This is a genomic window from uncultured Rhodospira sp., assembly GCF_937138205.1.
Taxonomy (GTDB): Bacteria; Pseudomonadota; Alphaproteobacteria; order Rhodospirillales; family Rhodospirillaceae; genus Rhodospira.
Map to the genome: position 1 here is coordinate 24,113 of NZ_CAKZOT010000107.1, position 23,575 is coordinate 47,687.

Genomic DNA, 23,575 nt, shown 5'->3' on the forward strand with positions numbered 1-23,575 from the left:
AGAGAAATGGCCGTCGACAGCGAAATGCGCATCCTGATCGTGGATGACTACAAGACCATGCTCCGGATCATCCGGAACCTGCTGCGCCAGCTTGGCTTCAACAACATCGACGAGGCGATGGATGGCAGCCAGGCGCTGCAACAGCTTCGGTCCGGCACCGAATACGGACTCATCATCTCCGACTGGAACATGGAGCCGATGACCGGCCTCCAGCTTCTGCGCGAGGTGCGGGCCGACGCGAAGTTGAAAGGCACGCCCTTCATCATGGTCACGGCGGAATCCAAGTCCGAGAACGTGATCGCCGCCAAGGAAGCGGGTGTCTCCAACTACATCGTCAAGCCGTTCAACGCCGAGACCCTCAAGTCGAAGATGGTCAGCGTGCTTGGTGATTTCTGACGCGCCGCGTCAAGGCTCGACGCCAGGCCCCTGATGGTCCGGGGCGGCCGTTTCGGGCGCGACGCGGCACCGTTGGGCGCGGTTCGTGTGTCCAACAATAAATCATTTGTTCAGTCTCTCGTGTCACGCTGCCAATCACCCGGCCGACGGGCTCGGCCGGACTCCATGTCAGGATGGGAGGAGGCACCGTGAGCACGTACAGGCACCCCCTGCCGCGTCTTGCCATCTCACGCTAGGATGGCCCTTGCCATGTCCCCATGGGACCCGCCGGCCCCCGCGCCCGCCTTTCCGAAACGAGACCCGTTCACCCCCTATGGGGCCTACGGCGGCTCGGATAGCGCGCGGCAGTGGGTCGTCGCGCCGATGGCGCGCGGCTCTTTGGCCCTGTTTCTGGCGCTCTACCTGCTGCTTCTCGCCTTTTTCATCATGCTGACGGCGCTCTCCGCCCTGGAAAACGAACGGGCCCGGGCCGTGATGGACAGCCTGACGGTGACCTTCGCCAAAACCACCACGGCGGATGAGTCCCTGGGGCGCCTGCCGACCGAAAGCCTGGTGCGTGACACGCGGGCCGCCGAGACCTTCATCGCCATCATCCGCGATCTGATCCAGGTCGCGATCCCCGAAGCACGGATCGAGCCGATCGTCGCGGGCCGCGAGGTCGAAGTGTGGATCCGCGCCGAGGCTGTGTTCGAACCGGGACAGGCCGACATCCGCCCGGCCAGGTACCCCACGCTGGACGGCATCGTCGCGGCGCTGGCCGCCGCGCCGGCCGGTCAACGCTTTGAGATGGCGGCCGTGTTCCTGTCCGGCCCTCAAACGGAGGTTGACACCCCCACCTTGCCGGTGTCCGGGGACGATCTGCCGACCCGCCGCGCCGGCGACCTCGGCCGCACCATGACCGCGCGCGGGGCCGCGCCCGGCAGCGTGTTCGTCGGGCTCGCACCCGGTGATCCGGACTGGATGCGCCTTGTGTTCCGGGCCGTCGACGTGACCGGGTGGACGCCGGACGTCAGCGCCGCCCCGGGCGGTGGGGCGCAGACTGTCGCACCGACGCCGCGTGTGGCGCCCGAGGATGAGGGATCGACCGAAAATCCGCCGGTGCAGGCGCCGGACGTCTCGTTGGAGGGTGCCCAAACACCCGAAGAAAGTGATAATGTGCAGAGGGGCTTGTCGGGGGAAGCGTCAACCGGGCTTCAGGTTGACGATGGATCAGCGCGGGACGGTCGCGTCCCCGTTCCACCGGCAAGGACAGACTGATGACAGGTTCGCAAGACCACGCCCCATCAACCAGCACCGCCTGGATGGTCACATTCAGCGACCTCGTGGTCCTGATGCTGGCGTTCTTCGTTCTCATGTTCTCCATGACCTCGTTCAAGGCGGAGACATTCCAGAGCCTGTCGGCCTCCCTTACCGAAACCTTCAATCCGCGCCCGGCTCCGGTCCAAACAGAGGACGGCACCGATCCCGCGATCGTCGCGCCGGCCCGCCCGCCCGGCCAGGGCCTGGGCTACCTCGCCTCGGTGCTGGAAACAACGTTTGCCAACGACCCCCGGTTCGCCGGCACGTTGGTCCAGTTGCTGGACGGCCGCCTGGTGATCCTGATGCCCGCCGACCTGCTGTTCGAGGCCGGCCACGCCGACGTGGCCGTGACGGCGCGGCCGGTCATTGCCGAGCTTGGCGCCCTGCTGGCCAACCTTCGCAACCGCGTCGCCGTCGCCGGGCACACCGCCCCCAACCCCGTGGACGCCGACAGCCCGTTCCCGGGCGCCTGGGAGTTGTCGCTGGCCCGCGCCGCCGCCGTGGCCAACGGCCTGCGCCGCGCCGGCTACCCGGCTCCGCTGGAGGTCTGGGGACACGCCGACACGCGCCACGACGCGTTGCGCGGGGTGCAGGAGGCGGACCGCGCCCGGCTGGCGAGGCGGGTCGATGTCGTCGTGCTGCCGGATCGCCCCCAACAGATCCCCCATGCCGGACGGGAGGGCCGCGCCGGATGAGCCGGATCGTCGTTCTTCTGCTGACCCTGGCCGCGACCGCCGTGGTCGCCACCCTGACGCCCGTCCCTCCGGCGCGCGCCGCCGAGGTCATGTCCTCGTCGCAAGACGGCTTCGGCCGCATGGTGTTCCGGTGGGACGATCCCGTGCGCTACTCGGTCGAGGTGCGGGGCAACACCCTGTTCGCCGAGTTCGACGCGCCGGTGGCCTCGGACGTCATCATGGTGCCGTTGCGCCTGCCCGACTATGTCGAGACGGTGTACGTCTCGGGCGACCGGCGCACGGTGTCCATGCCCCTGAAGGGCGACTTCACGCTGAACGTGTTCACGCTGGGCAACGGCGTCGTTGTCGACCTGCGTGGCGGCCCCGCCGCCGAGCCCCCCGCTCCGCCGCCGGCACCGGCCGAGACTGCCTCGGCTCCTGGCACGGTTCGCGTGCGCACCGGCAAGCACGAGGGCTTCCAGCGCATCGTGTTCGACTGGCCCCGCGCGGTGGGCCACAGGATGACCGCCGACGACGATCGCTTGGTGCTGCGCTTCGACCGGCCCGCCCGGCTGGCCGTGGACCCGATCCGCGACGACCTGCCGGCGGGCTTTTTGAATGTCACCAGTCGCATCGACGGCGACGACAGCGTCTTCGCCCTGAGCGTCCCCGAGGGCGCCACGGCCCGCACCTACACCGCCGGGCCGAAGGTGGTGATGGACATCACCATCCCACCCGAACCGCCAGCGGAGCAGGTCGCGGCCGCCCAGCCTGAGACGGAGCCCGAGGCCGAGCCAAACACCGAACCGGAACCGGCGTCCGACTCCGACCCCGAGGCGGCTCCAGAGGACGCGGAGCCACAAGACGCGGCGCCCGCCAATCAGGGGACCCCGGCCACCGCCACGGGCGATGGCCCCGCACCAGACCCGGCGGACGACGCTGGCGAATCGCCGTCAGCGTCCATCGCCGCGCCCAAAGACCAACCGCAGCCGGTCGCGCAGAGCGCTGAAACCGCCCCGGATGACCCGTCCGATCCGGACGCCGAGGCGGCACCCGATGCGGAAGGCACTGGGGCGGACGGCACTGGGGCGGAGGGCACTGGAGACGCGGCGCCGACGGACGCCGACGGCGCCGATCAAGCTGCCGCCGCCGATCAGCCCAACGCCGCCGAGACGGACGCCGCCGAGACCTCGACCGCCCCCAACGAAGCGGCGATGGAGCCCATCGCGGCCGGTGGCCCAACCCTCACGCCCGGCGCCGAGGAGGCCATGGCGGAACGCCTCGCCGATGCCGTGCGCCAGTCCGGCGAACAGGCGCAGACGACCGACGACGGGCGTCCGTCCGTCGTCAGCCTGGGCTTTTCATGGGATATGCCGACCGCCGCCGCCGTGTTCCGCCGGGGTGGATACCTTTGGGTGGTGTTCGACCGCTTCCAGGAGGTCGACCTCGACCTGCTGCGGCGGCTCGGCTCCGGCGTTGTGCGCAGCGTCGACCAGGTCCGCATCGGTCCGAATTCCACCATCGTCCGCATGACCACCTCACCGGGCTACAATCCGTCATTGCGCCGCGACGGCCTTCTGTGGGTGGTCGATCTGATGCGGCGGCCGTTGCGTCCGGAACGCCCCATTCGCATTCAGGTGCAGGAATCGTCCCCGGTCGGGGCGCGGCTGCTGCTGCCGGTGGTCGAGGGCGGACGCGTGGTCCCCGTGCGGGACCCGGAACTGGGCGACCAGTTCTTTGTGCTGCCGCTGATCCAGCTTGGCCACGGTGTGTTCCCGGCCCGGACCTTCCCCGAACTGACCATGCCCGTGACGGCGCAGGGCGCGGTGGTGGTGCCGCTGTCCGACCGCATCGAGATGCGCTCCAGCCGCAGCGGCGCCGAGATCACCGCCGACGGCGGCCTGACCCTGTCGCCCGACACGGCGCGCCTGGACGCCCTGGCCAACCTCGGCGACGACGCGCTGCGGCACGTGTTCGATATCCCCGCCTGGCGGCGCGAGAGCGAAGACAAGAGCTATCACGACATTCTGAACGACCTCCAGTTCGCCGTCGCCATGGCCCCCGACAGCCGCCGCGCCGAGGCCCGGCTGGAACTGGCCCGCTACCACTTCGCCAACGGGTACATCCCCGAAGCCCTTGGCGTGTTGCGCGCGCTGACCGACGAAGACCCGCAGATGGTCAACACGCCAGCGGTTCGGGCGCTGCGCGGGGCGGCCCAGTTCCTGATGCATCGCTACGGCGAGGCCGTGGACGACCTCAGCCACCCCAGCCTCGCCGACGTGGACGAGGCCGCCTTCTGGCGTGCCGCGGCGCAGTCGCGCATGGGCCACGCCGGCCTGCAGGCCGCCGTGCTGGAAGCCACCGGCGCCGTGCTGGAGAACTATCCGCCGGACGTGAAGATTCCGCTCGCGTTGGTCGCCGCCGAAGCCACCATCGAGGCGGGCGATGACCTCGCCGCCAATACCTTCCTGGAGGCCGCGCGCGACCCGGACTACAACACCACGCATGACGAGGCCGTGATCCAGTACCTTGAAGGCAAACTGATGGCCAGCACCGGCGCCTTCGAGGCGGCCCTCGCCGCCTGGCGCGAAGCCGAGGCGGGCCAGAGCCGCCGGCACGCCGCGCTGGCCGCCCGCGATCGCCTGGACATGGAACACAGGCTGGACCTGATCACCACCGAGCAACTGATCAACGGCCTGGAGGACCTGCGCTTCGCCTGGCGTGGCGGCGATTTCGAATACGACCTGCTGAGGGAACTGGGCGCCCTCTACCTTGAGGACAAGCGCTACGGTGACGCCCTGCGGACGCTGCGGCTGGCGGCGTCATACTTCCAGGAGCGCCCCGGGTCCGACGAGCTCATGGCCGCCATGCGCCGGATCTTCGACACTCTGTTCCTGGACGGCGGCGCCAACGACATGGCGCCCCTGACGGCCATCGCCCTGTTCGACGAGTTCCGGGAGCTCACCCCCACCGGCAACAAGGGCGACGAGATGATCCGCCGGTTGGCCGACCGTCTGGTGTCGGTCGACCTGCTGGACCCGGCCGCCGCCCTGCTGGAACGCCAGATCCGCTACCGTCTGCGCGGCCTCGACCGCTCCAAGGTGGGAGCCCGTCTGGCCCTCGTGTACCTTCTCAACCGCCAGCCCGGCAACGCGCTGGAGGCCCTGGAGAAGACCCGATTCGCGCCGCTGCCCGAACGCCTGGAGCGGCAGCGCCGCCACCTGCGCGCGCGCGGCCTGGCCGACACTGGCGACCCCGAGGCCGCCATCGCCCTGCTGGAAAACGACCCCAGCGAGGATGCGCGGGTGCTGCGGGCGGAAATCCACTGGCGCGACCGCAACTGGGCCGAAGCGGCCCGCGCGCTCGCCGAACTGGTGCCGCCGCCGCCGCAGGACAACGCGGCGCTGTCGGAAAAGGATGCCTTCCGCCTGATTGACTGGGCCACCGCCCTGACGCTGGCCGGCGACGAGACCGGCGTCTCCCTGCTGCGGCAACGATATCTTGACACGCTGGCCGGCACGCCGTTTCGTGATGCCTTCGACTTGGTCACGGCGACGCCCGAGTCGGGAGTCATCGACATCGCCTCGGTCGGCGGCAAGATCAGGCAGGCGGAAAAGTTCCGCAGCTATCTGACCGCCTACCGCGACAAGCTGCGGGACGAACGCCTCAGCGCGATCAACTGAGACTCCACGCCTTGATGCTTGATGCCCACGGCGGTTGAGGGCGGCTCATCCGCCAAGCCGCACCGGCCCGCTCGCCAAAGGACGCCCGCGCGCCGTGTTCCAGATCACCCCTGACATCCTGCTCCGCGCCTATGCCTCGGGCCTGTTCCCCATGGCCCGTGCCCGCCACGACCCGAAGGTCTACTGGGTCGACCCGGACCAACGCGGCGTGCTGCCTCTCGACGCCTTCCACGTGTCCCGCTCGTTGCGCAAGACCCTGCGCCGGCAGGTGTTCGAGGTTCGCGTCGACACCGCCTTCGCCGACGTCGTGGGCGGCTGCGCCGACGCGGTGCCGAACCGCCCGGAAACCTGGATCAACGAAGAAATCGAGACGCTGTTCCTGGACCTGCACGCACGCGGGCTGGCGCACAGCGTCGAGGTGTGGCGCGACGGTCAGCTGGTGGGCGGGCTGTACGGGTTGGCGCTGGCCGCCGCCTTCTTCGGCGAGAGCATGTTCTCGCGCGCCACCGATGCCTCGAAGGTGGCGTTGTGCCATCTGGTCGCCCGCCTGCGCGCCGGCGGCTTTCGCCTGCTCGACACCCAGTTCATCACCGACCACCTGGCCCAGTTCGGCGCCCGCGAGATCCCGCGCGGCCTGTACATGGACCGCCTGGACGACGCCATGCACAAACCGTGGGGCACGTTTCACTGCGATCCGGAGGCGGTCTCGTCGGCGCTGGCGGCGCTGTCCGCGCCGCCGCCGGATGCATCGGCGCATTCCAACACCCAGACGTCATAGACCGGGTGTTCCAGGGCCGACAGCGACGGGCTGGAGGCGAACATCCAGCCCTGGAAGATCTTGCGCGGCGCCTCGCCTGGACGGTTTTCGCTGATCTCCAGGAACGCGGCATCCTCGGGCGCCTGGTCCGGCGCCGTGCGGCGGCAGGCCCGCACAAGGACCTCCACGCCCTCCAGGGTAACCCGCTCACCCACCGGTACCGCGATCTGGTCGACGCGCGCCGTCGACTTGTCGAGCCAGCGCAGCACCACCCGGTCGGAGTCGATGGTCGGGCGGTCGAACGTCGTCGAGGGGGCCGGGTCGTCCTGCGCCGCCACCGTGCCGGCGGCCGGAACGGCGGCGCCGGCCAGCACGGCCCCGACCAAGCCAACCAGGGGCAGCGTCACGATACCATGGCGGAGAAGACGGCGGGCGGGCATGGTCGGATCAGGCATGGTCGGGCGATCTCGTGGCGGGTGGAGACGGAAACGGGCGCGGGTCTCGTTTGCCGCACCAATCGGGCGGAAGCAAGGCAGGCCTGGATGGTCATGGCCCGTCCGGCGCCGCCCCCAGGCGGATCACGCCCTTGACGTCGGCCGGATCGGCCACCGGCTTGCCCTTGCGGTAGATGCCGATGCGCCCCTGGCGGGCCAGAGCGATGGCCACGGTCCGGACCGGCCGCAGCAATGCGCGCCAGTCCCCGGACGCCCCCTCGGCCAGGTCCTGGGCGATGTCCGCCGGCGCCACCGTGCGGCCGGGATCGCACGTGGCCACGCGCCGCAGGATGGCGTCGGCAATGGCGTCGTGGTCCATGTTTGGCCTCCCCACGCGACACGCGCCCCATCGCCGGCCGGAGCCATGGCCCGCTCAGGACTCACCGCGGGTCCGGGCCCTTTCGATCACCGCGGCCAGCTTGTCGCGCTTGATCGGTTTCAGCACATAGCCCTTCGCGCCGGCGTCCAGGGCATTGAAGACGAGGCGTTCCTGGCCATGCGAGGTCACCATGACGATGGCGGCGTCCGGGAACTCGCTGACGATCAGGTGGGTGGCCTCGACGCCGTCCATGTCCGGCATGGTGATGTCCATGGTGACCAGATCCGGCGTCAACTGTCGGTAGGACGTGACCGCCCCCGCGCCGGTTGCCGCCGTGCCGATCACGGTATGGCCCAGGTCGGTCAGGATCGAGGTGATCTTCTCAACCGTGAAAATGGAATCGTCGACGACGAGAACACGAAGCGGGGCCATCACCTGGTCCTGCGCGGCGTGCTTCACCTGGTCATCGAACACGGCCCGGGGGCCGACGACACTGACGTCGAGGACTCCTTTCTCCGTGGTCAGGTGCATGATTGAGAAAATGGCGTCCCGGTGCTGTTGTATCCATTTCGTGTTGTCCAGAATCACCGGCGTCGAAAGGCTGATTGTCGTGTCGGCCAACTGAAGGTCTCCGGTCCCGAGTCCAAGCGCCATGTTGACGGCTTCCGCCGCGCAGTCGCGGCGATACGTCTCCCTGTCTTCCATGGGAAGGCCCAGGGACCCGACCATGCCGTCGACCAGTTCTTTCAAAAGCGTCTCGGCGAAGCTGAAGGCGACCAGAACGTTCACGGGCGCCCCCAACCCGGCCAGGACCGTCAGGCCCTGGATATGGAGGCTGTCAAGCCCGCGCGTCACCGTCGACACGTGGGTCACGCCGATCCCGGCCTCTTCCGAGAGGATCTGGCGCGTGCGTGCGAGGATGCACTCCATCAACCTCGGCATGAGGGTGTCGTCGAACGCGGGCGCCGACGATGGACCCAGGCCCTTGGGACCAAGCATGGTAGCCTCTCCCAACGAAAGCGGCATCCAATGGGATGCCCCCTACACAAGAAAGGCGCATTTTCCCCGAAAACACAAGCTTTGTTCGAATGTGGCCGCGATCACCCCCATCACACCCCCATCACGCGGCGGCCGCCTCCATGCCAAGAACCTGGCTGTGCTGGCGGAGAAACGCTTTTCCTTGCTGGTATCCCAGATGGAACAGGCGCTCCAGATTGGATCGGGACCAGTCAAGAGCCGTGTATTCCCATTGATCCGGGATGGGGAAATCTAGCCTCAAGGCGCGGATCATCATCTCCTCGTCGTGCTGCGCTTCGTTCCATTCCTCCAGTCTGTTATAAAAAATGTCGAGATTCGCGCGGTCCAGGGGAATCAACGCCGAGATGATGGACTGGCCATAGGCTGCCCACAGGCTGCGCGGGGGCTGGAGATACTCGGTATTGCCGAAGGAATTGAAGATGACGATGTTGTCGACCATCTTCCCGGTGTCCTTGATGAACTTGACAACGCCCTGGAAGTTAAAGGCTTCTTCCGTCGCGCCCTCGATGTAGCTTTTTCCGTATTTCTCCGCCGGGGGATAGATGAAGGGGAAGGCTCCCGTGGCCCCGAACACCTCCGGCGTAATCTGCTCCTTGGAAAATATCTGCATCTTGTGGTCGGTCAGGCAGTAGCTGTTCAGGTAGACTTCTTCTCGGATCAGTTTGAGCTTGCTGAAGTCGACAAGATCCTTGATGAAGGGCGTATGGGCGCACAGCCCCTTGCTCCAGGGCGTGACCAGGGCCGGCGTGCTGATGGCCCACCACGCCTGGATCAGATCACTGGCCAGTTTTTGGCCTTTGGTCATGTTGGTCTGGTTCATGACCCGGCGGTACCCGGGCATCTTGGACAGCAGGAACCGGTAGGCATCGGCCATGCGCCCGTATTTCTGGAAGACCTTGTAGTTCATCGGCACGAACCGGTAGATCTCATCCGAGATGCCAAGGTTCAGGGAGTTCTTGAGGGCACTGGCCCGGTCCATTCCCTTTGGCGCCAGATAGGTCAGGGCGACCGAGCCGCCACCCCCCGCGCCGGTGACCACGTCGAACTGCAGGCCGGCCTCCTCGAAGGCCAGCAGCGCGCCCGTCATCAGGCTGAAGTTCGGAGCGCCACCTCCCAGAACCAGTGCGTTGACCGGCTTCCGATGTGTCGTGTGTTCCACCATGTCCCCCGCCTTTTCATCTGAGAGGTGTGCGTTTCAGGAGTGATCATCGGCAGCGCTAGTCGGATGAGGACATCAGGTCGCGCGCGATGACGCGCTGGATGAACGCCGCGTCCTCGAACACCGAATAGTGCGTTCCCTCCCGCATGTGGACATGCAGGCGGCTGTTCGTGAACCGTCCCCAGCCCAGGACGTCCTCGCGCGACACGTAGGGATCGCCGCGCGAGACGAAGCAGGTGATGGGGATGTCCCAGGGGCGCCCTGGCCGGTACCGGTACTCCGTGGTCATCTCGAACTCCGCCCGCACCGCCGGCAGCATCAGGCGGCGCAGGTCCGGGTCGTTGAGGAACTCGTCCGAGGCGGCCATGTCGAACTGGCGGATGATGCTGGCGAACACGGCATCAGGCTGGCGGTAGGCGGGCACCAGGGGCTGATAGTCCGTCTGACCGACCAGGTGGCGCGCCAGGCGTCGCTCGAAGGGCCCGACGATGCGCACCCGGTCCGGCGGCCGCGCGCCCGAACAGAACAGGTGACGCGGCGGTGGCCGTCCCGAGTCCACGAGCGCCCGCGTCGTCTCATAGAGGGTCAAGCCCCCCAGGCAGTGGCCGAACAGAGCGTAGGGCCGGTCCAGAAGAGGGTCCATGTCGGCAAGCACGCTGGCCACGAAGGTGTCCATGTCGCGGACCGGCGGCTCGTGGATGCGCGACAGGCGCCCGGGCGGTTCCACGGCGACCAGTTCGATGGCCGGATGTGTTTGCGACGCCCAACTGTGAAAGGCCGCCGATCCGCCGCCGGCGAAGGGGAAACAGAACACGCGGAAGCGCGGATCGTCGCGCGGGGTGATGGGCATGAGCCATGCCCCCGCCCTCGGCCGGCCACCGCCCCGGTCGGCGCGACCGCCTCCGGTGCTGCGGCCTGGCCCAGGCGGCGCCTTGGGCGGGGTGGTGAGTCCGCCGTCTCCGGTCTCTCGCGCCCCGACGACGTCGGCGTTGGCGGCGCTGGCGGCGCTGGCAGTGACAGGGGTGGGCGCCGCGGTCTCCAGGCCCTTCAGGTCGGGCCAGACCTCGTCGATCACCTGGGCAATCGGGGGGCCCTGAATGAGCTTGGCCGGGGCAATGCGGACGCCCGTGGCCGCCTCCACGCGGTTGATGAGGGTGACGGCCATGAGGGAATCCAACCCCAGGTCCCGCAGCGGCTGCTCCGGATCGGGCGGCGTCCCCATGCCCAGGGTGGCCGCCGCCTGGCCCGTCAGGAACGCGGTCAGCGCCGCGCGCCGGTCGGCGGGATCGCCGCCGGTCAGACGGGCGCGCAGGTCCGCGCCGTCCTCGGCCAGGCCCTCGCCCGTGTCCGGCGCGGCCAGTTCCGCGTAGAACGGGGGCGGCGCCTGGAACTGGCGCAGGAACAGGGACCAGTCGGTCAGCGTTACCACGGCCTGCGTCATGGGACCGTCGAACAGGGTGTCGAACGCCTCCCGCCCCTGGGCGGGGGGGATGTAGTCCATGCCCCGCGCGCGCCAGATCGCCTCGCCCCGCGCGCCCAGGGTCTCGGCCAGCCCGGCCTCGGCCCAGGGACCCCAGTTGACGGACTGAGCGGGCAGGCCGACCGCTCGCCGGTGGGCGGCGAGCGCGTCCAGGCAGGCGTTGCCCGCCGTGTAGTTGGTCTGGCCGGCGGAGCCGATGACCGACAGGACGGAGGAGAAGAGCACGAACTCCTGAAGGGGCAGGCCGGCCGCTTCCCGATGCAGCAACCAGGCGGCGTCCAGCTTGGGTGCCAGGGCCTCGCGGAACCGGGTCCAGGTCATGCCGTCGGCCATGCCGTCCCGCAGCACGCCGGCCACGTGGTAGATGCCTCGCAGGGGTGGGTCCATGGCGCGCAGGTCGGCCATCAGGGCGGTCAGGTCGCCCGGATCGGAAACGTCGGCCCGCGCCAGCACGACCTTGGCCCCCAGGGCCTCAAGCTGGTCCACCACCGACGCGGCGTTGGGGGTGTCGGCGCCCCGGCGGCTGGCCAGCACCAGCGTGGGCTCGGGCCGGTTGCGGGCGATCCAGGTCGCGGTCTCCACGCCCAGCGCGCCCAGCCCGCCGGTGACCAGATAGGTCCCGGGGCGCCCCTGGTCCACGCGCGGGGGTGGCGGTTCGGCGCGCACCAGACGGGCGGCGCGCCGCTCACCGCCCCGGAACGCCGCCTGGTTTTCGCCGTCGCCGGCGCGGAGGTGACGGGCGAGCGCCGGGATCTCGCGGTCCGGATCACCGCCGGCCTCCAGGTCCACCAGACCACCCCACGCGGCCGGCGCCTCCAGCGACAGGGACCGCCCCATGCCCCAGAGCCCGGCCTGCAGCACGTCAACGGGGGGCAGGGCGCTGGTGACGGGCATCGCGCATCGGGTGACCAGCCACAGGCGCGGCGGCCGGTCGAAGCGGTCACGGCAGTCGCCGATGGCCTGGGCCCAGGCCAGGGCCGAACCCAGAATCTCCTTCTGACCCGCCTCGTCGGCCCAGTCGACGGTCCCGATCAGCCCGGCATCCAGGCCCATCAGATGGACGATGTCCGGGCCGTCCCGCCCCTGCGCGGCCAGTGCCTCCAGCATCGCCCGCGCCGCCTCGCGCTCGCGCGGTACGTCGGCATGGGCGATGGCCTCCGCCCCGGGTCCAAGGGCGGCGGCGAGGCCGGTTCCGAACCCCTCCCGGCCGCCGCCGAGAACAAGCCAGCGCTCCGACGCGGCCGCCGGCCCGGCCTCGGCCGGCAATGGACTGGAGACCCAGGTCGGCCGGTACAGCCACCCGCCGTCCGCCGTGCCCGGTTTCCGGAACAGGGTCTTGGGCAGGGCCTTGACCGTGAGCCCGTGGAACGCGGCGACCTCACGTCCCTCGCGGTCGAAGACCTCGATGTCGACCCGTGAGACTCCCTGGCCGCCGCCCCCCGCACCGCGTTCGGACGAGCGGCGGGCATGAACCCAGAGTTCCCGTGCCTCGGTGGGCCGGGCCTGGAACCGGTCCAGGGATATCGGCAGGGGCACCTGGGCACCGCCGGGCGGCGCCGTGGTGAAGTCTCCAAGCCCCTCAAGGACGGCGGGATAGAGGTGCAGGCAGGCGTCCAGCACCGCCGGATGGAGTACGCCGTCCAGCATGAGCGGCAGGGAATCGGGGGCGCGCACGCGGGCCAAGGCCTCACCCTCGCCGCGCCACAGGCTCTGGATGCCCCGGAAGGCGGGGCCATAGCCCAGCCCCAGGCCCCGGATGACGGTATAGTACCGCTCCACCCGCAGGGACTGCCCGCAGCGGCGCCGGGTGGCGTCGGCGTTGAAGCGCCTCGGCGCCTGCCCGGCGGGCTCCGCCGGCGTCAGCGGACGGATGACGCCGTCCATGTGAGTGCGCCAGGCCGACTCGTCCCCGTCCGCCGGACGGCTGAACAGGGCGAGATGGACGGCGCCGCCCGGAACCGACCCGTCTCCTTCCCCGGTCAGGGCCAGGTGGCCTTCGCGCTCGCCGTCGTCGGGCAGGATCATGGCCTCGGCGTGCGAGAAATCGGCGATCTCCACCAGGGTATCGCCGAACCGCTCGCGGGCCGCCACCAGGGCGGCCGCCAACCCGACGGTGGTCGGCAGGACCACGGCGTCGTGGATCCGATGGTCGGTCAGCCAGGGCTGGCGAACCGTGCCCCAGAACGAGCGGAAGCGCAGCTCCGGCGGCGGCAGGGGCAGCTTCTGCCCGGTCAGGGCGGCGGCCGGCGAGACTCCCGCCGTCGCGCCGGTCTGGGTGGGCGTGGTGGAAATGGGCAGGTCATCGGCCCAAAGGCGCTCCCGCTGGAAGGCATAGGGCGGCAAAGAGAGGCGACGGAAGCCCTGGCCCTGGTTCACACGCGCCCAGTCGAGGGCATAGCCCCGCCGGTAGAGGGCGCCGGCCAACTCCAGGATCCGGCGGCCGTCGTCTTCGGGCACATTCAGGCTGGGGTGCCAGGCCAGGTCGGCGCCGGACAGCGCCCCCGAGCCCAGGGACAGCAGCCCCTTGCCCGGTCCGAGTTCGACGTAGTCGGTGACCCCCAGGGCGGCCAGGCCGCGAACGGCATCGGCATAGCGCACCATCCCCCGGGCCTGATCGGACCAGTAGGCGGGCGCCGGCGCGGCCTCCAGGCGGTCGCCCGTCGCGGTCGAGATCCAGGGCAGGTCCGGCGGCCGGGCGTCGGTGCCCTCGGCCGCCGCGCGCAACTCTGCCAGCATGGGATCCATCAACGGCGAGTGGAAGGCATGGGACACGGTCAACCGCTTGAAGCCAATGGCGCGGTCCTCCGCCAGGGCCAGGGCGGCGTCCAACGCGCTCTCCGAGCCGGACAGCACCGTGGCCATCGGCCCGTTGACGGCAGCAATGGCCAGATCCGCCCGGTCCACGGCGGCCAAGAGGTCCCGGGCATCGCCTTCCTCGGCGAGAAGAGCCGCCATGGCGCCGCCGGCCGGCAGGGCCTGCATCAGCCGTGCCCGCGTGGCGATCAACCGCGCGGCGGTTTCCAGATCGAGCACGCCGGCAACCCGTGCGGCGGCGAACTCACCCACACTGTGACCGACGACGCCGGCGGGATGCAGCCCCCAGGACTCGAGCAGGGCCGCCAGGGCGTGCTCGACGGCGAACAGGCAGGGTTGGGTGAAACCGGTCTGATCAATCAGGCCCCGGTCGGCGTCGGTGTCCGGGAACAGGACCTGGAACAGGGGTCGCTCCAGATGGGGATCCAGGGCGGCGGCCGCGGCCTCCAGGGCGGCGCGGAACACCGGTTCGGCGGCATGAAGGGCGCGGCCCATGTCCGCCACCTGGGCGCCCTGACCGCTGAACAGGAAACCGAGGGCGCGCTCCCGCCGGTCCGAGCGTGCCGGACGGCGGTCGGCCGAGAACGACTCCAGGCGCGCCACCAGGTCCTCGACCGACGAGGCCACGACGGCCATGCGGTAGTCGAAGTGGGCGCGCCCCACGGCCAGGGTGTGGCACACGTCGCCCAAATCCACGTCGGGATGATCGAGAAGCCAGGCGCGATGACGGGCGGCGGTGGCCTCCAGGGCCTCCGGGCTCTTGGCCGAGAGCACGAACAGCGAGGCCGTGCGCCGGGACTCGGTCGTCCGGGGTGCCGCGGGCGGCGCCTGCTCCAGGACGGCGGCGCCGTTGGTGCCGCCGATGCCCAGGCCGTTCACCAGCGCCCGCAGCGGCTGTCCGGCGTGCCGCGTCGGGTACGCCTGGACCGCCGTGTTGATCGTGAACCCGGTGGCGTCCAGGTCCAGCTTCGGGTTGGGCCGCGCGAGGTTGATGGTGGGCGGGATGACCCGTTCCTTGAGGGCGTGGGCGACCTTGATCAAGGCCACCAGTCCGGCCGACTGTTCGCAGTGGCCGATGTTGGGCTTGACCGACCCCAGAACGCGGGGATCCGGCGGTGAGGTCCCGGCCTCTGTCGGCGTGCCAGCCTCCGCCGGACCGAGGGCCAGGGCCACCGCCTCGACCTCCCTCGGGTCGCCGACGACCGTGCCCGTTCCGTGGCATTCCACATAGCCGATGCTGTCCGGACTCACCCCGGCGCAGGCGATGGCCTCCGTCATGGCCTCGGCCTGCGCCTCGGCGCTGGTGCCGGCGTAGGTGGTCTTGCGGGCGCCGTCGTTGTTCACGGCGGTGCCCCGCAGGATGCAATGGATCGGGTCGCCGTCGGCCAGGGCCGCGTCCAGGTCTTTCAGGAGCACGGCGGCCACGCCGCTGGAGAAATGGGTTCCCCCGGCGTCGGCGTCGAAGGTTCGGATGTGTCCGTCCGGGGAGGCCAGCGAGCCCTTCACCGGACGGTAGCCGCCAATCTGGGGCACCCGCACGACGGCGGCGGCGGCCATGGTCAGCGGGCACGCTCCGCTCACGATGGCCTGACGGGCCAGGTCCAGCAGCACCATCGAACTGGAACAGGCGGTCTGTACGTTCAGGCTGGGGCCGACCAGGTCCAGTTTGAACGAGACCCGCGTGCTCGCGAAATCCTTGTCGTTGCCCAGGTGAAGCACGCTTGCCGTGTTGCCCATCGCGTCCGGATGGTGGCGCAGGGCGTTGATCATGTAGTTGGTCACCAGGCTGCCCGTGGCCGCATAAAGGCCCACCGGCCCAAGATGGCGGCCGGGCACGATGCCCGCGTCCTCGAAGGCTTCCCAGGCGACTTCCAGCAGATTGCGGATCTGCGGGTCGGTCAGCCGGGCCTCGTGCGGCGAGGACCCGAAAAAGGCCGCGTCGAAGCGGTCGGCTTCGGGCAGCGGGAAGGCCGCCTTGACATACTCGGGATCGGCGACCGCTGCGGGATCGTTGCCCGCGTCGAGCAACTCGGCGTCCGTGAACCACGCGAGGGACTCGATCCCATTGAGAAGGTTGCTCCAGTAGGCATGGCGGTCCGTCGCCCCAGCCACCCGGCAGGCCATGCCAATGACCGCCACGGGGGGGGCGGCGTGGCCTCTCCCGCGAGCGGTCACCATTCGCCTCCGTCGTCCGATTCGGTCCCCTGGTGCAGGCGCGGATCGATGTCTTTCAAGCGTCCGCGCGCCCGCTCCATCACGCCCTTCGTGGCGTCCAATTGGTCGATGACGAGGCTCAGGACCCAGAGCAGCATCTGGAACCGGAACGCAAAACGCAGGGATCTGGTCCGGCTCCGATCCGTCAGCATGGTCAGAATGAAAGGCAACAGGGCGGTCAGTTGTTCCACAGTGCCAGACGACGTCGCCGGGTCATCGGTTTCCCCATGACCGGGATCGTATGTCCCGGTACCACCGTTCGTGCCATTTCCCCCTGTCACCATAACCTTCTGTAACCTCCTGGGTTCCGGATGAAACTACTGTTTCACCCATTGTTGAAAAAGCTCGCAAGCAAGATGCGCACTATGCCACCCAGAGTCGATCTGTGGCAAGTTGGAATGGGTGATCATTTCGTTGCTTTTTGGCCAATGCCTCGACCATTCTTACCCGGTCAGCGGACAGGTCGGGCTGGAAGACAACTTTGTCGCGGAGCGCTGGTCTTCAAGTTACTCTTCTGCTACGGTCTTATTCCAAAAAGGCGTGGCATCGTCGCGTCTCAAACACGCCTTACCCTGGACGCGACCGATCCGAGAGCGCTTCGAACAACTAAAATCGAGTCAACTGAGAATGGACAGGCCGTTGGTGGAGCGGGGGCAGGGCGGCGAGCTTTGGCGAAACCAGGATTTCGTCCTGCACCGAAGGACGGATCCCGACCTTGGGCCGGTCCTGTGCCTCGACACGGTGCAGGACCACCCGGAACCGGCGGTGCTGAGCCGACTGCGCCATGCCCTCGGGCTGGCCTCTCTTCTCGATCCGGCCTGGGCGACGCGCCCCCTGGCGTTCCGCGACGCCGGCAAGCGGGCGTCCCTGATCCTGGCCGATCCTGGCGGCCTGATCCTCGCGGAGAGACTGGCGCGGTCCGAGCCCAGCCAGGACGCGGCCGAGACGGCGAACCGCCTGCGGCTGGCCATCACCCTCGCCCGGACGCTCGCCCGGCTGCATGACACCGGCCTGATTCACAACAACGTCAACCCGGACACCCTGCTTGTGGCCGGGGACGGCGCCCAGGCGTGGCTCACCGGATTCACCCTGGCCTCGACGGTGTCGCGGGAACGGCGTGCAGTCGCCGCGAGCACGCTGATCGGCAGCCTTCCCCATGTGTCCCCCGAACGGACGGGGCGTATGAACCGGTCCGTGGACAGCCGCAGCGACCTGTATTCCCTGGGCGTGATCCTCTTCCAGCTGTTCGTCGGTCGACTTCCCTTCACGGCGAACGATCCCCTGGAGTGGGTGCACTGCCACGTTGCCCGTCAACCGCTGAACCCGCGAAACGTCGCACCGGACGTGCCGCCGGCCGTTTCGGACATCATCCTCAAGCTTCTGTCGAAAACGGCGGAAGACCGCTACCAAAGCGCCAGCGGACTGGTCGCGGACCTGACGACCTGCCTCGACGTCCTGGCCACACAGGGGACCGTGTCCCGCTTTCAACTCGGTCAGCACGACAACCCCGGACGCCTCATGGTGCCGGAAACCCTGTATGGCCGGGAACAGGCCCTCGCCACCCTGGAGCGCGCCCTGGAGCGCCTCTCAGCGCCCGGCGCGGGACGGTTGGTCCTGGTGGCGGGGTCGTCAGGCGTGGGCAAGTCGGCCCTGATCGGCCGCTTCCAGGCCACGGCGCTGGAGCGGGGCGCGCGGTACGGCGGCGGCAAGTTCGATCAGCACAAACGGGACGTCCCTTATGTGACCTTCGCCCAGGCCTTCCACGCCCTGGTGCGGCACACCCTGTCGGGCGATGATGAGCAGGTGGCCAAGGCGCGGCGGGCCATCCAGGACGCCGTGGGACAAAACGGGCGCCTGCTGACCGACCTCATTCCGCTGCTGGAGAGCCTGATCGGCCCGCAGCCCCAGGTCCCGGATCTGCCGGTCAACGAGGCCCGGGTCCGCTTCCAATCGGTGTTCGTCCACTTTGTCCAGGCCTTCGCGGCGGCCGACCAGCCGCTGGTGCTGGCCTTGGACGACCTGCAGTGGATCGATGCCGGATCGCTGCGCATCCTGGAACACTTGTGCACCCATCCCGACCTGGACCATGTTCTGATCGTCGGCAGCTACCGCAACAACGAAACGCCGCCGTCACATCCGCTGATGCTGGCGCTGGAGGCGATCCGCAGCGCCGGCGCCCCGGTGGACACGGTGGACCTTCAGCCCCTCGCACGGGGGGACCTGGAGCGAATGGTGTCCGACTGCCTGCGCGCCCCCGTGGACCAGGTTGTGCCGCTGGTGGCCCTGGTGCTGGAAAAGACCGGTGGCACGCCCTTCTTCGTCATCCAGTTCCTGGAGACCCTGGTGGACGAGGGGCTGCTGTCGGTGGATCCCGGAACCAGCGACTGGCAGTGGGACACCGGGCGGATTCGCGCCAAGGGGTTCACCGACAACGTTGTCGACCTGATGGCAACCCGCCTCAACCGCCTTCCCGGCGCGGTCCAGGATGAACTTCGCCAGATCGCCTGCCTGGGCACCTCGGTGGAGATGTCCACCCTGGCTCTGGTTCATGGGCGCAGCGACGATGACGTGCTGGCCGCCGTGTCCGACGCCTTGCGGGCGGACCTGCTGTATCACGACAGCGGCAGGTTGGTGTTCGTCCACGACCGGGTCCGCGAAGCCGCCTACGGCTCCTTGCCGGAGGCCGAGCGGGTTGCCGCGCACCTGCGGATCGGCCGCGTCCTGATGGACAGCCTGCCGCCGGAGACGCTGGAAAGCGAGGTCTTCGACGTCGTCCATCACCTGAACCAAGCCCATGACCTGATCACCGATCCCGAGGACCGGGACCGCCTCTCGCGCCTGAACACGACGGCCGGCAGTCGGGCCAAAGCCTCCACCGCCTACGCGTCGGCCCTGGTCTACTACCGCCTGGCACGCGACCTGCTGCCCGAGGACGCCTGGGCGAAGACGCCCGAACGCGCCTTTGATCTGCTCCTGGACCTGGCTGAAAGCGAGTACCTGGGCGGCCACCTCAGCGAGGCGGATGCGCTGTTCGACCAGCTCCTTGACCGGGCGCCGTCGCCGGACCGGATGGCGCGAGCCTGGCGCCTGCGGTTCCGCATGTTCATGGTGGCGGGCAAGGTGATTGAGGCGGTGACCGTGGCCATCAACGCCTTGGCCCAATTCGGCCTGACCTGCCCCGAAACGCCGGCCGAGATGGAGGCGGCCCTGGCGCGGGAGCGGGCGGATCTGCGCGCCATCCTGGACAGGGTCGGGATGGACGCCCTGTTCACCTTGCCCGACTGCCGCGATCCGGAAACCCGCACTTTGTTGGGCTTGATCGCCGACGTCATCCCCGTCGTCTATCATGTCAAGCCGCCCCTGTACCCGTACCTCGGACTGGTCGGCCTCAACCTGTCCTTGCGTCACGGCGCGACGGGGGACTCCTGCGCGGCCTTCAGCGGCTACGGCGTGTGGCTCATGGACTCGTTCGAGGACATTCCCGGCGCTGTGGCCTTTTCGGAGGCCGCCCTGCGCCTGGCGGAGCGGCCCGATGCCGGTCCCCTGCTCGGCGCCACGCGGTTCCGCCATGGGTACTTCGTCGCCCTTTGGCGCCGTCCCCTCGCCGAATGCCTGCGACTGATGGACTCCTCGTTTCGGACCTGCCTGGAGACGGGAAACCTGGTGTACGCGGCCAGCGCCGCCAGCGGCTCCACGTGGTACTGCATCGAACAGGGCGTGCCGCTGGACACCGTCGCCGCGCGACTGAACCAGTTCCGGCCCTTCGTGGACGCCACACGCATTCCCTGGGCGACCACGGTGGTGCGGCTGCAGACCCTGTTCCTGGCGACGTTGCGCGACGAGACACCGGAGATCGTCCACGGCAAGCCCGGCGCGGAGTCAGAGGCCGACGCGGTCGCCGCCCTGGAGGCGACCGCCCACGGCCATGGTCTGGCGGTCTATCATGTGATGAAGCAGGTCCCGCCCTTCCTGATGGGCCGGTTCGACGAATCCCTGGAGCGGGCCGAGCTGACGGCGGCGATGAGCGTCAAGCTGGGGGCCGCGCTGGTGCGGTTCTCGTACGTCTTCTTCGCCGCGATGGCAATGGCCGGCGTGCGTGACACGGTGTCCGCCGACCGCTGGGCGGACCTCGCGCCGCGATTCGCCGAACACCGGCGTCAACTCCGTCTGTGGGCGGAGAACTGCCCCGAGAACTTCGGGGCGCCCCATCTGCTGGTGGAGGCTGAAGCCGCGCGCATCGATGGGCAGGACCTGGACGCCCTGGCCCTGTATGAGCGGGCCATCGACGCCGCGCGCGAGCACGGCCGCCTGCACGTGGAAGGCATCGCCTGTGAGCGGGCGGGGCTGCTCGCCGATCGACTGGGGTTGACCACCATCGCCCGGACCTTCCTGCGCGATGCCCGGTATGCCTTCGACCGCTGGGGCGCCGTCGCCAAGGTGAGGCAGTTGGACCGGACACATCCCTGGCTGGCGAGCACCGCCCACGTCCGTGCCGCCGCCGGCGACCAGATCGGCGCCGGCGACCTGGACCTTGAGGCGGTCATCAAGGCCCAGCAGGCGGTCTCGGGACAGATCGTGCTGGCTCGGCTGGTGGAGGCCCTGCTGCGCATCGTCGTCGAACACGCCGGGGCCGATCGGGGTCTGTTGCTCATGCGGCAGGGCGCGACCTTCCTGGTGGCGGCCGAGGCCACGGTCGGCGATGCGGGGATCACCGTGGCTTCGGTCCAGCGTGCGGTCGACGGCGACACTCTCGCCCTGCCGGTGTTCAACTACGTGTCCCGCGCCCGCGAACGGATGCTGCTGAACAACGCCGCCGCGCCGGGCGTTGCGGGCGCAGAAGCCTACGCGGCCAGAAACGGGGTCAAGTCCATCTTCTGTTCACCGGTCATCACCCGGGGCGAGATGACGACGATCCTCTATCTGGAAAACCATCTCGCCGCCGACGCCTTCACGCAGAACCGCCTCGCGGTGCTCGATATGTTGGTCTCGCAGGCCTCCATCTCGCTCGAAAACGCGACGCTCTACGCGGAGATGGAGGAACGGGTCCGTGAGCGGACCAAGGAACTCGTCCAGTCGCTCGACCTGGTGCGGACCAAAAGCGAGCAGGTGGGCATTCTCCTCGACAACTCCGACCAGGGGTTCCTGTCCTGTGACCACAACCTGATCGTTGGCGTCGAATACAGCCGGGCCTGCGAGACGATGCTCGACACGATGCCGGCCGGACAGCCCATCGACCAGTTGCTCTGGGCCCATGCCCCGGTGAGCGCCGAACTGGCCCGAGATGTGATCCCGACGGTCCTCGATGGTGTCGACCCGGTGCGGGCGGAGATGATGATCGGCCTGCTCCCCAGGGAGATCTTTCGTGGCGAGCGGGTGCTGGAAGCCCAGTACAAGGTCCTTGAGAACCGGCAGATGATGCTCGTGCTGACGGACGTGACGGCGGAACGTCGCCTGCGCGAACGGCTGGCCGAGGAGCGGCGGCACCTGGAAATGATTGTCGCCGCCGTGACCGACGGCCACGAGTTTTTCGACACCGTTGCCTCGGTGCGGACGTTCGGGAGCGGCGGCCTGGACGCGATTCTGGGCTCCGGAGCACCGCCGGAGACCGTGCTGGGCGACGTCTACCGCGAGGTGCACACGCTCAAGGGCCAGCTGAACCAGTTCAGCTTTTCCGACACGCCGGCGGCCTTGCACGCCCTTGAGGACCGGCTGACCCTGTTGCGCGACGGCGAGACACCGCCGACTCACGAGGCCGTGGCCGGGACGGCCCGGTCCGTGCCTTATGCCGACTTGCTGGACCGGGATCTGGACGTTGTCCGCCAGGTGCTCGGCGAGGATTTCCTGGCGGCCGGCAAACGGGTGATGCTGACCCATGACCAGGTGCAGCGCCTGAAACGCTTGGCCGCCGATCTGCTGGCGGGGCGCGCGGTCAACGTGGCCGCCCGGGACGTCCGGAGCCTGCTCCTGGAGGTGGGGGCCCTGGGCAAGGTTTCGGTGAAACGGACCCTGGCCAGCTACGCGCCACTGGTGCAGCGCCTGGCCGAGCGGACCGAAAAGGACGTCGAACCCCTGGAAATCCTTGGGCCGGACGTCCTGGTGGAACCGGACCGCTTCAGTCCGTTCCTGCGCTCGCTGGGGCATGTGTTTCGCAATGCCGTCATCCATGGCATCGAACCGCCAGGCGAACGCCTGCGAAAAGCGAAAAACCCAGCCGGGCGCGTCACATGCGCGATCTCGACCCAGGGAGACGAGATCCGTATCGAGATCGGTGACGACGGCGGCGGCATCGACCCCGAGGCGCTGAAACGGCGGGCCGCGTACCTTTTTGGCTCCAGCAAGGTGCGCGACCTGTCGAAAAAGGATGTCATGGGGTTATTGTTCCTGGACGGCCTTTCGACTCGGGAGGTGACCACCGAGGTCGCCGGTCGGGGCGTGGGCCTTTCCGCCGTTCGCCAGGCGGTGCGCAGGCTCGACGGCGCCATCCAGGTCGAGACCGAGCCGGACCGCGGCGCCCGGTTCATCTTCACGGTGAGGAATGCCAACAACGAGGGGCCAGTGTCATGATGCAGCCAGTTATGCCTCTCACCTCCGTCATGGCCTCGGTGTTACGCCGGACGCGCAGGGTGCTGCTCGCCAGCACGGCGGTCAACGTCGAGGCGGTGGAGCGCTATGTCGTCGATGCGCCGACGCTGGAATTGCACGACGTCACGGCGGTCGGGGGCTTCAACGCCCCGCTTGGCGTCCGCGCCGCCTTCAGTTTTGAACGCTCCCTTCTGGAGGTCCTGTACGGACGCTTCACGGCCGACATCGCCGTCCCGGATGGCCAGGAGGATCTGTACGTTCACGACACGGCGGCCGAAATCGCCAACTTGATCCTGGGCCTCTGTTCCGGCGACTTCCCCAACCTGGACGGAACCATTGCCCTGATTCCCGTTGTGGTCCTGACGGAAGAGCGGCATATCGATCGCCGTGACCACGCCGTTTTCGGCACCATGCGGATGCGGGCGCCCGACGGACGCCTGGATGTCCACCTGCTGCGACCCAAAGAGATGTTCGACGACCAGCTGAACCATCTGCCCCCGTTCGCCAGCGGCTCTTGACTCCATCAGGCGGGACGCCGCGTCGCGCGCGGCGGACAGGGCAGGGTCACCCAAAGAGCCTTTGACGGGAGCCCTGATGGGAACCGAACCCCGTCTCGTGAACTCCGGAGCCCCGGGAGGGCGAGAAACATGGAGAAAGTGCGATGTC

The 23,575-nt window shown here is 68.9% G+C and carries 13 protein-coding genes; 7 read left to right on the forward strand and 6 right to left on the reverse strand.

Annotated elements, in window-relative coordinates:
- Positions 1–6 precede the first annotated feature (6 nt).
- The 5 genes from Q0309_RS15180 to aat all read left to right on the forward strand — a co-directional run bounded on the left by Q0309_RS15180 (position 7) and on the right by aat (position 6,830).
- On the forward strand, positions 7–396 hold the full coding sequence (locus Q0309_RS15180; RefSeq protein WP_299442979.1) for a response regulator: 390 nt from the start codon (positions 7–9) through the stop codon (positions 394–396).
- Between the two features lie 249 nt (positions 397–645).
- Complete coding sequence (locus tag Q0309_RS15185) at positions 646–1,653, forward strand: hypothetical protein (RefSeq protein ID WP_299442982.1); 1,008 nt, start codon at positions 646–648, stop codon at positions 1,651–1,653.
- Positions 1,653–2,390 (forward strand): flagellar motor protein MotB, encoded by a 738-nt coding sequence (locus Q0309_RS15190; protein ID WP_299442985.1) that lies wholly within the window; start codon positions 1,653–1,655, stop codon positions 2,388–2,390. Before Q0309_RS15185 ends, Q0309_RS15190 begins: the two co-directional genes overlap by 1 nt.
- Complete coding sequence (locus Q0309_RS15195) at positions 2,387–6,052, forward strand: tetratricopeptide repeat protein (RefSeq protein WP_299442988.1); 3,666 nt, start codon at positions 2,387–2,389, stop codon at positions 6,050–6,052. Before Q0309_RS15190 ends, Q0309_RS15195 begins: the two co-directional genes overlap by 4 nt.
- Before the next feature lie 94 nt (positions 6,053–6,146).
- Positions 6,147–6,830, forward strand: coding sequence for a leucyl/phenylalanyl-tRNA--protein transferase (gene aat / locus Q0309_RS15200; RefSeq protein ID WP_299442991.1), 684 nt, complete (start codon positions 6,147–6,149; stop codon positions 6,828–6,830).
- Here the strand turns inward: aat and Q0309_RS15205 are convergent.
- From Q0309_RS15205 to Q0309_RS15230, 6 genes are all read right to left on the reverse strand, one after another.
- On the reverse strand, positions 6,737–7,264 hold the full coding sequence (locus Q0309_RS15205; RefSeq protein WP_299442994.1) for a DUF2155 domain-containing protein: 528 nt from the start codon (positions 7,262–7,264) through the stop codon (positions 6,737–6,739). The two genes, aat and Q0309_RS15205, sit on opposite strands and share 94 nt — an antisense overlap.
- Before the next feature lie 91 nt (positions 7,265–7,355).
- Complete coding sequence (locus tag Q0309_RS15210) at positions 7,356–7,622, reverse strand: DUF3253 domain-containing protein (RefSeq protein WP_299442997.1); 267 nt, start codon at positions 7,620–7,622, stop codon at positions 7,356–7,358.
- Between the two features lie 54 nt (positions 7,623–7,676).
- On the reverse strand, positions 7,677–8,621 hold the full coding sequence (locus Q0309_RS15215; RefSeq protein WP_299443000.1) for a response regulator: 945 nt from the start codon (positions 8,619–8,621) through the stop codon (positions 7,677–7,679).
- Between the two features lie 121 nt (positions 8,622–8,742).
- Positions 8,743–9,822, reverse strand: coding sequence for a patatin-like phospholipase family protein (locus Q0309_RS15220; protein WP_299443003.1), 1,080 nt, complete (start codon positions 9,820–9,822; stop codon positions 8,743–8,745).
- Positions 9,823–9,877: 55 nt separating this feature from the next.
- Positions 9,878–16,291, reverse strand: coding sequence for a type I polyketide synthase (locus tag Q0309_RS15225; protein ID WP_299443006.1), 6,414 nt, complete (start codon positions 16,289–16,291; stop codon positions 9,878–9,880).
- Positions 16,285–16,518, reverse strand: coding sequence for a hypothetical protein (locus Q0309_RS15230; RefSeq protein ID WP_299443009.1), 234 nt, complete (start codon positions 16,516–16,518; stop codon positions 16,285–16,287). Before Q0309_RS15230 ends, Q0309_RS15225 begins: the two co-directional genes overlap by 7 nt.
- A gap of 436 nt (positions 16,519–16,954) precedes the next feature.
- Here Q0309_RS15230 and Q0309_RS15235 point away from each other — a divergent pair, with 436 nt between their 5' ends.
- Together Q0309_RS15235 and Q0309_RS15240 are read left to right on the forward strand one after the other, a co-directional pair.
- On the forward strand, positions 16,955–22,891 hold the full coding sequence (locus Q0309_RS15235) for an AAA family ATPase (protein WP_299443012.1): 5,937 nt from the start codon (positions 16,955–16,957) through the stop codon (positions 22,889–22,891).
- Positions 22,888–23,427 (forward strand): chemotaxis protein CheX, encoded by a 540-nt coding sequence (locus tag Q0309_RS15240; RefSeq protein ID WP_299443015.1) that lies wholly within the window; start codon positions 22,888–22,890, stop codon positions 23,425–23,427. Before Q0309_RS15235 ends, Q0309_RS15240 begins: the two co-directional genes overlap by 4 nt.
- Positions 23,428–23,575: the final 148 nt, after the last annotated feature.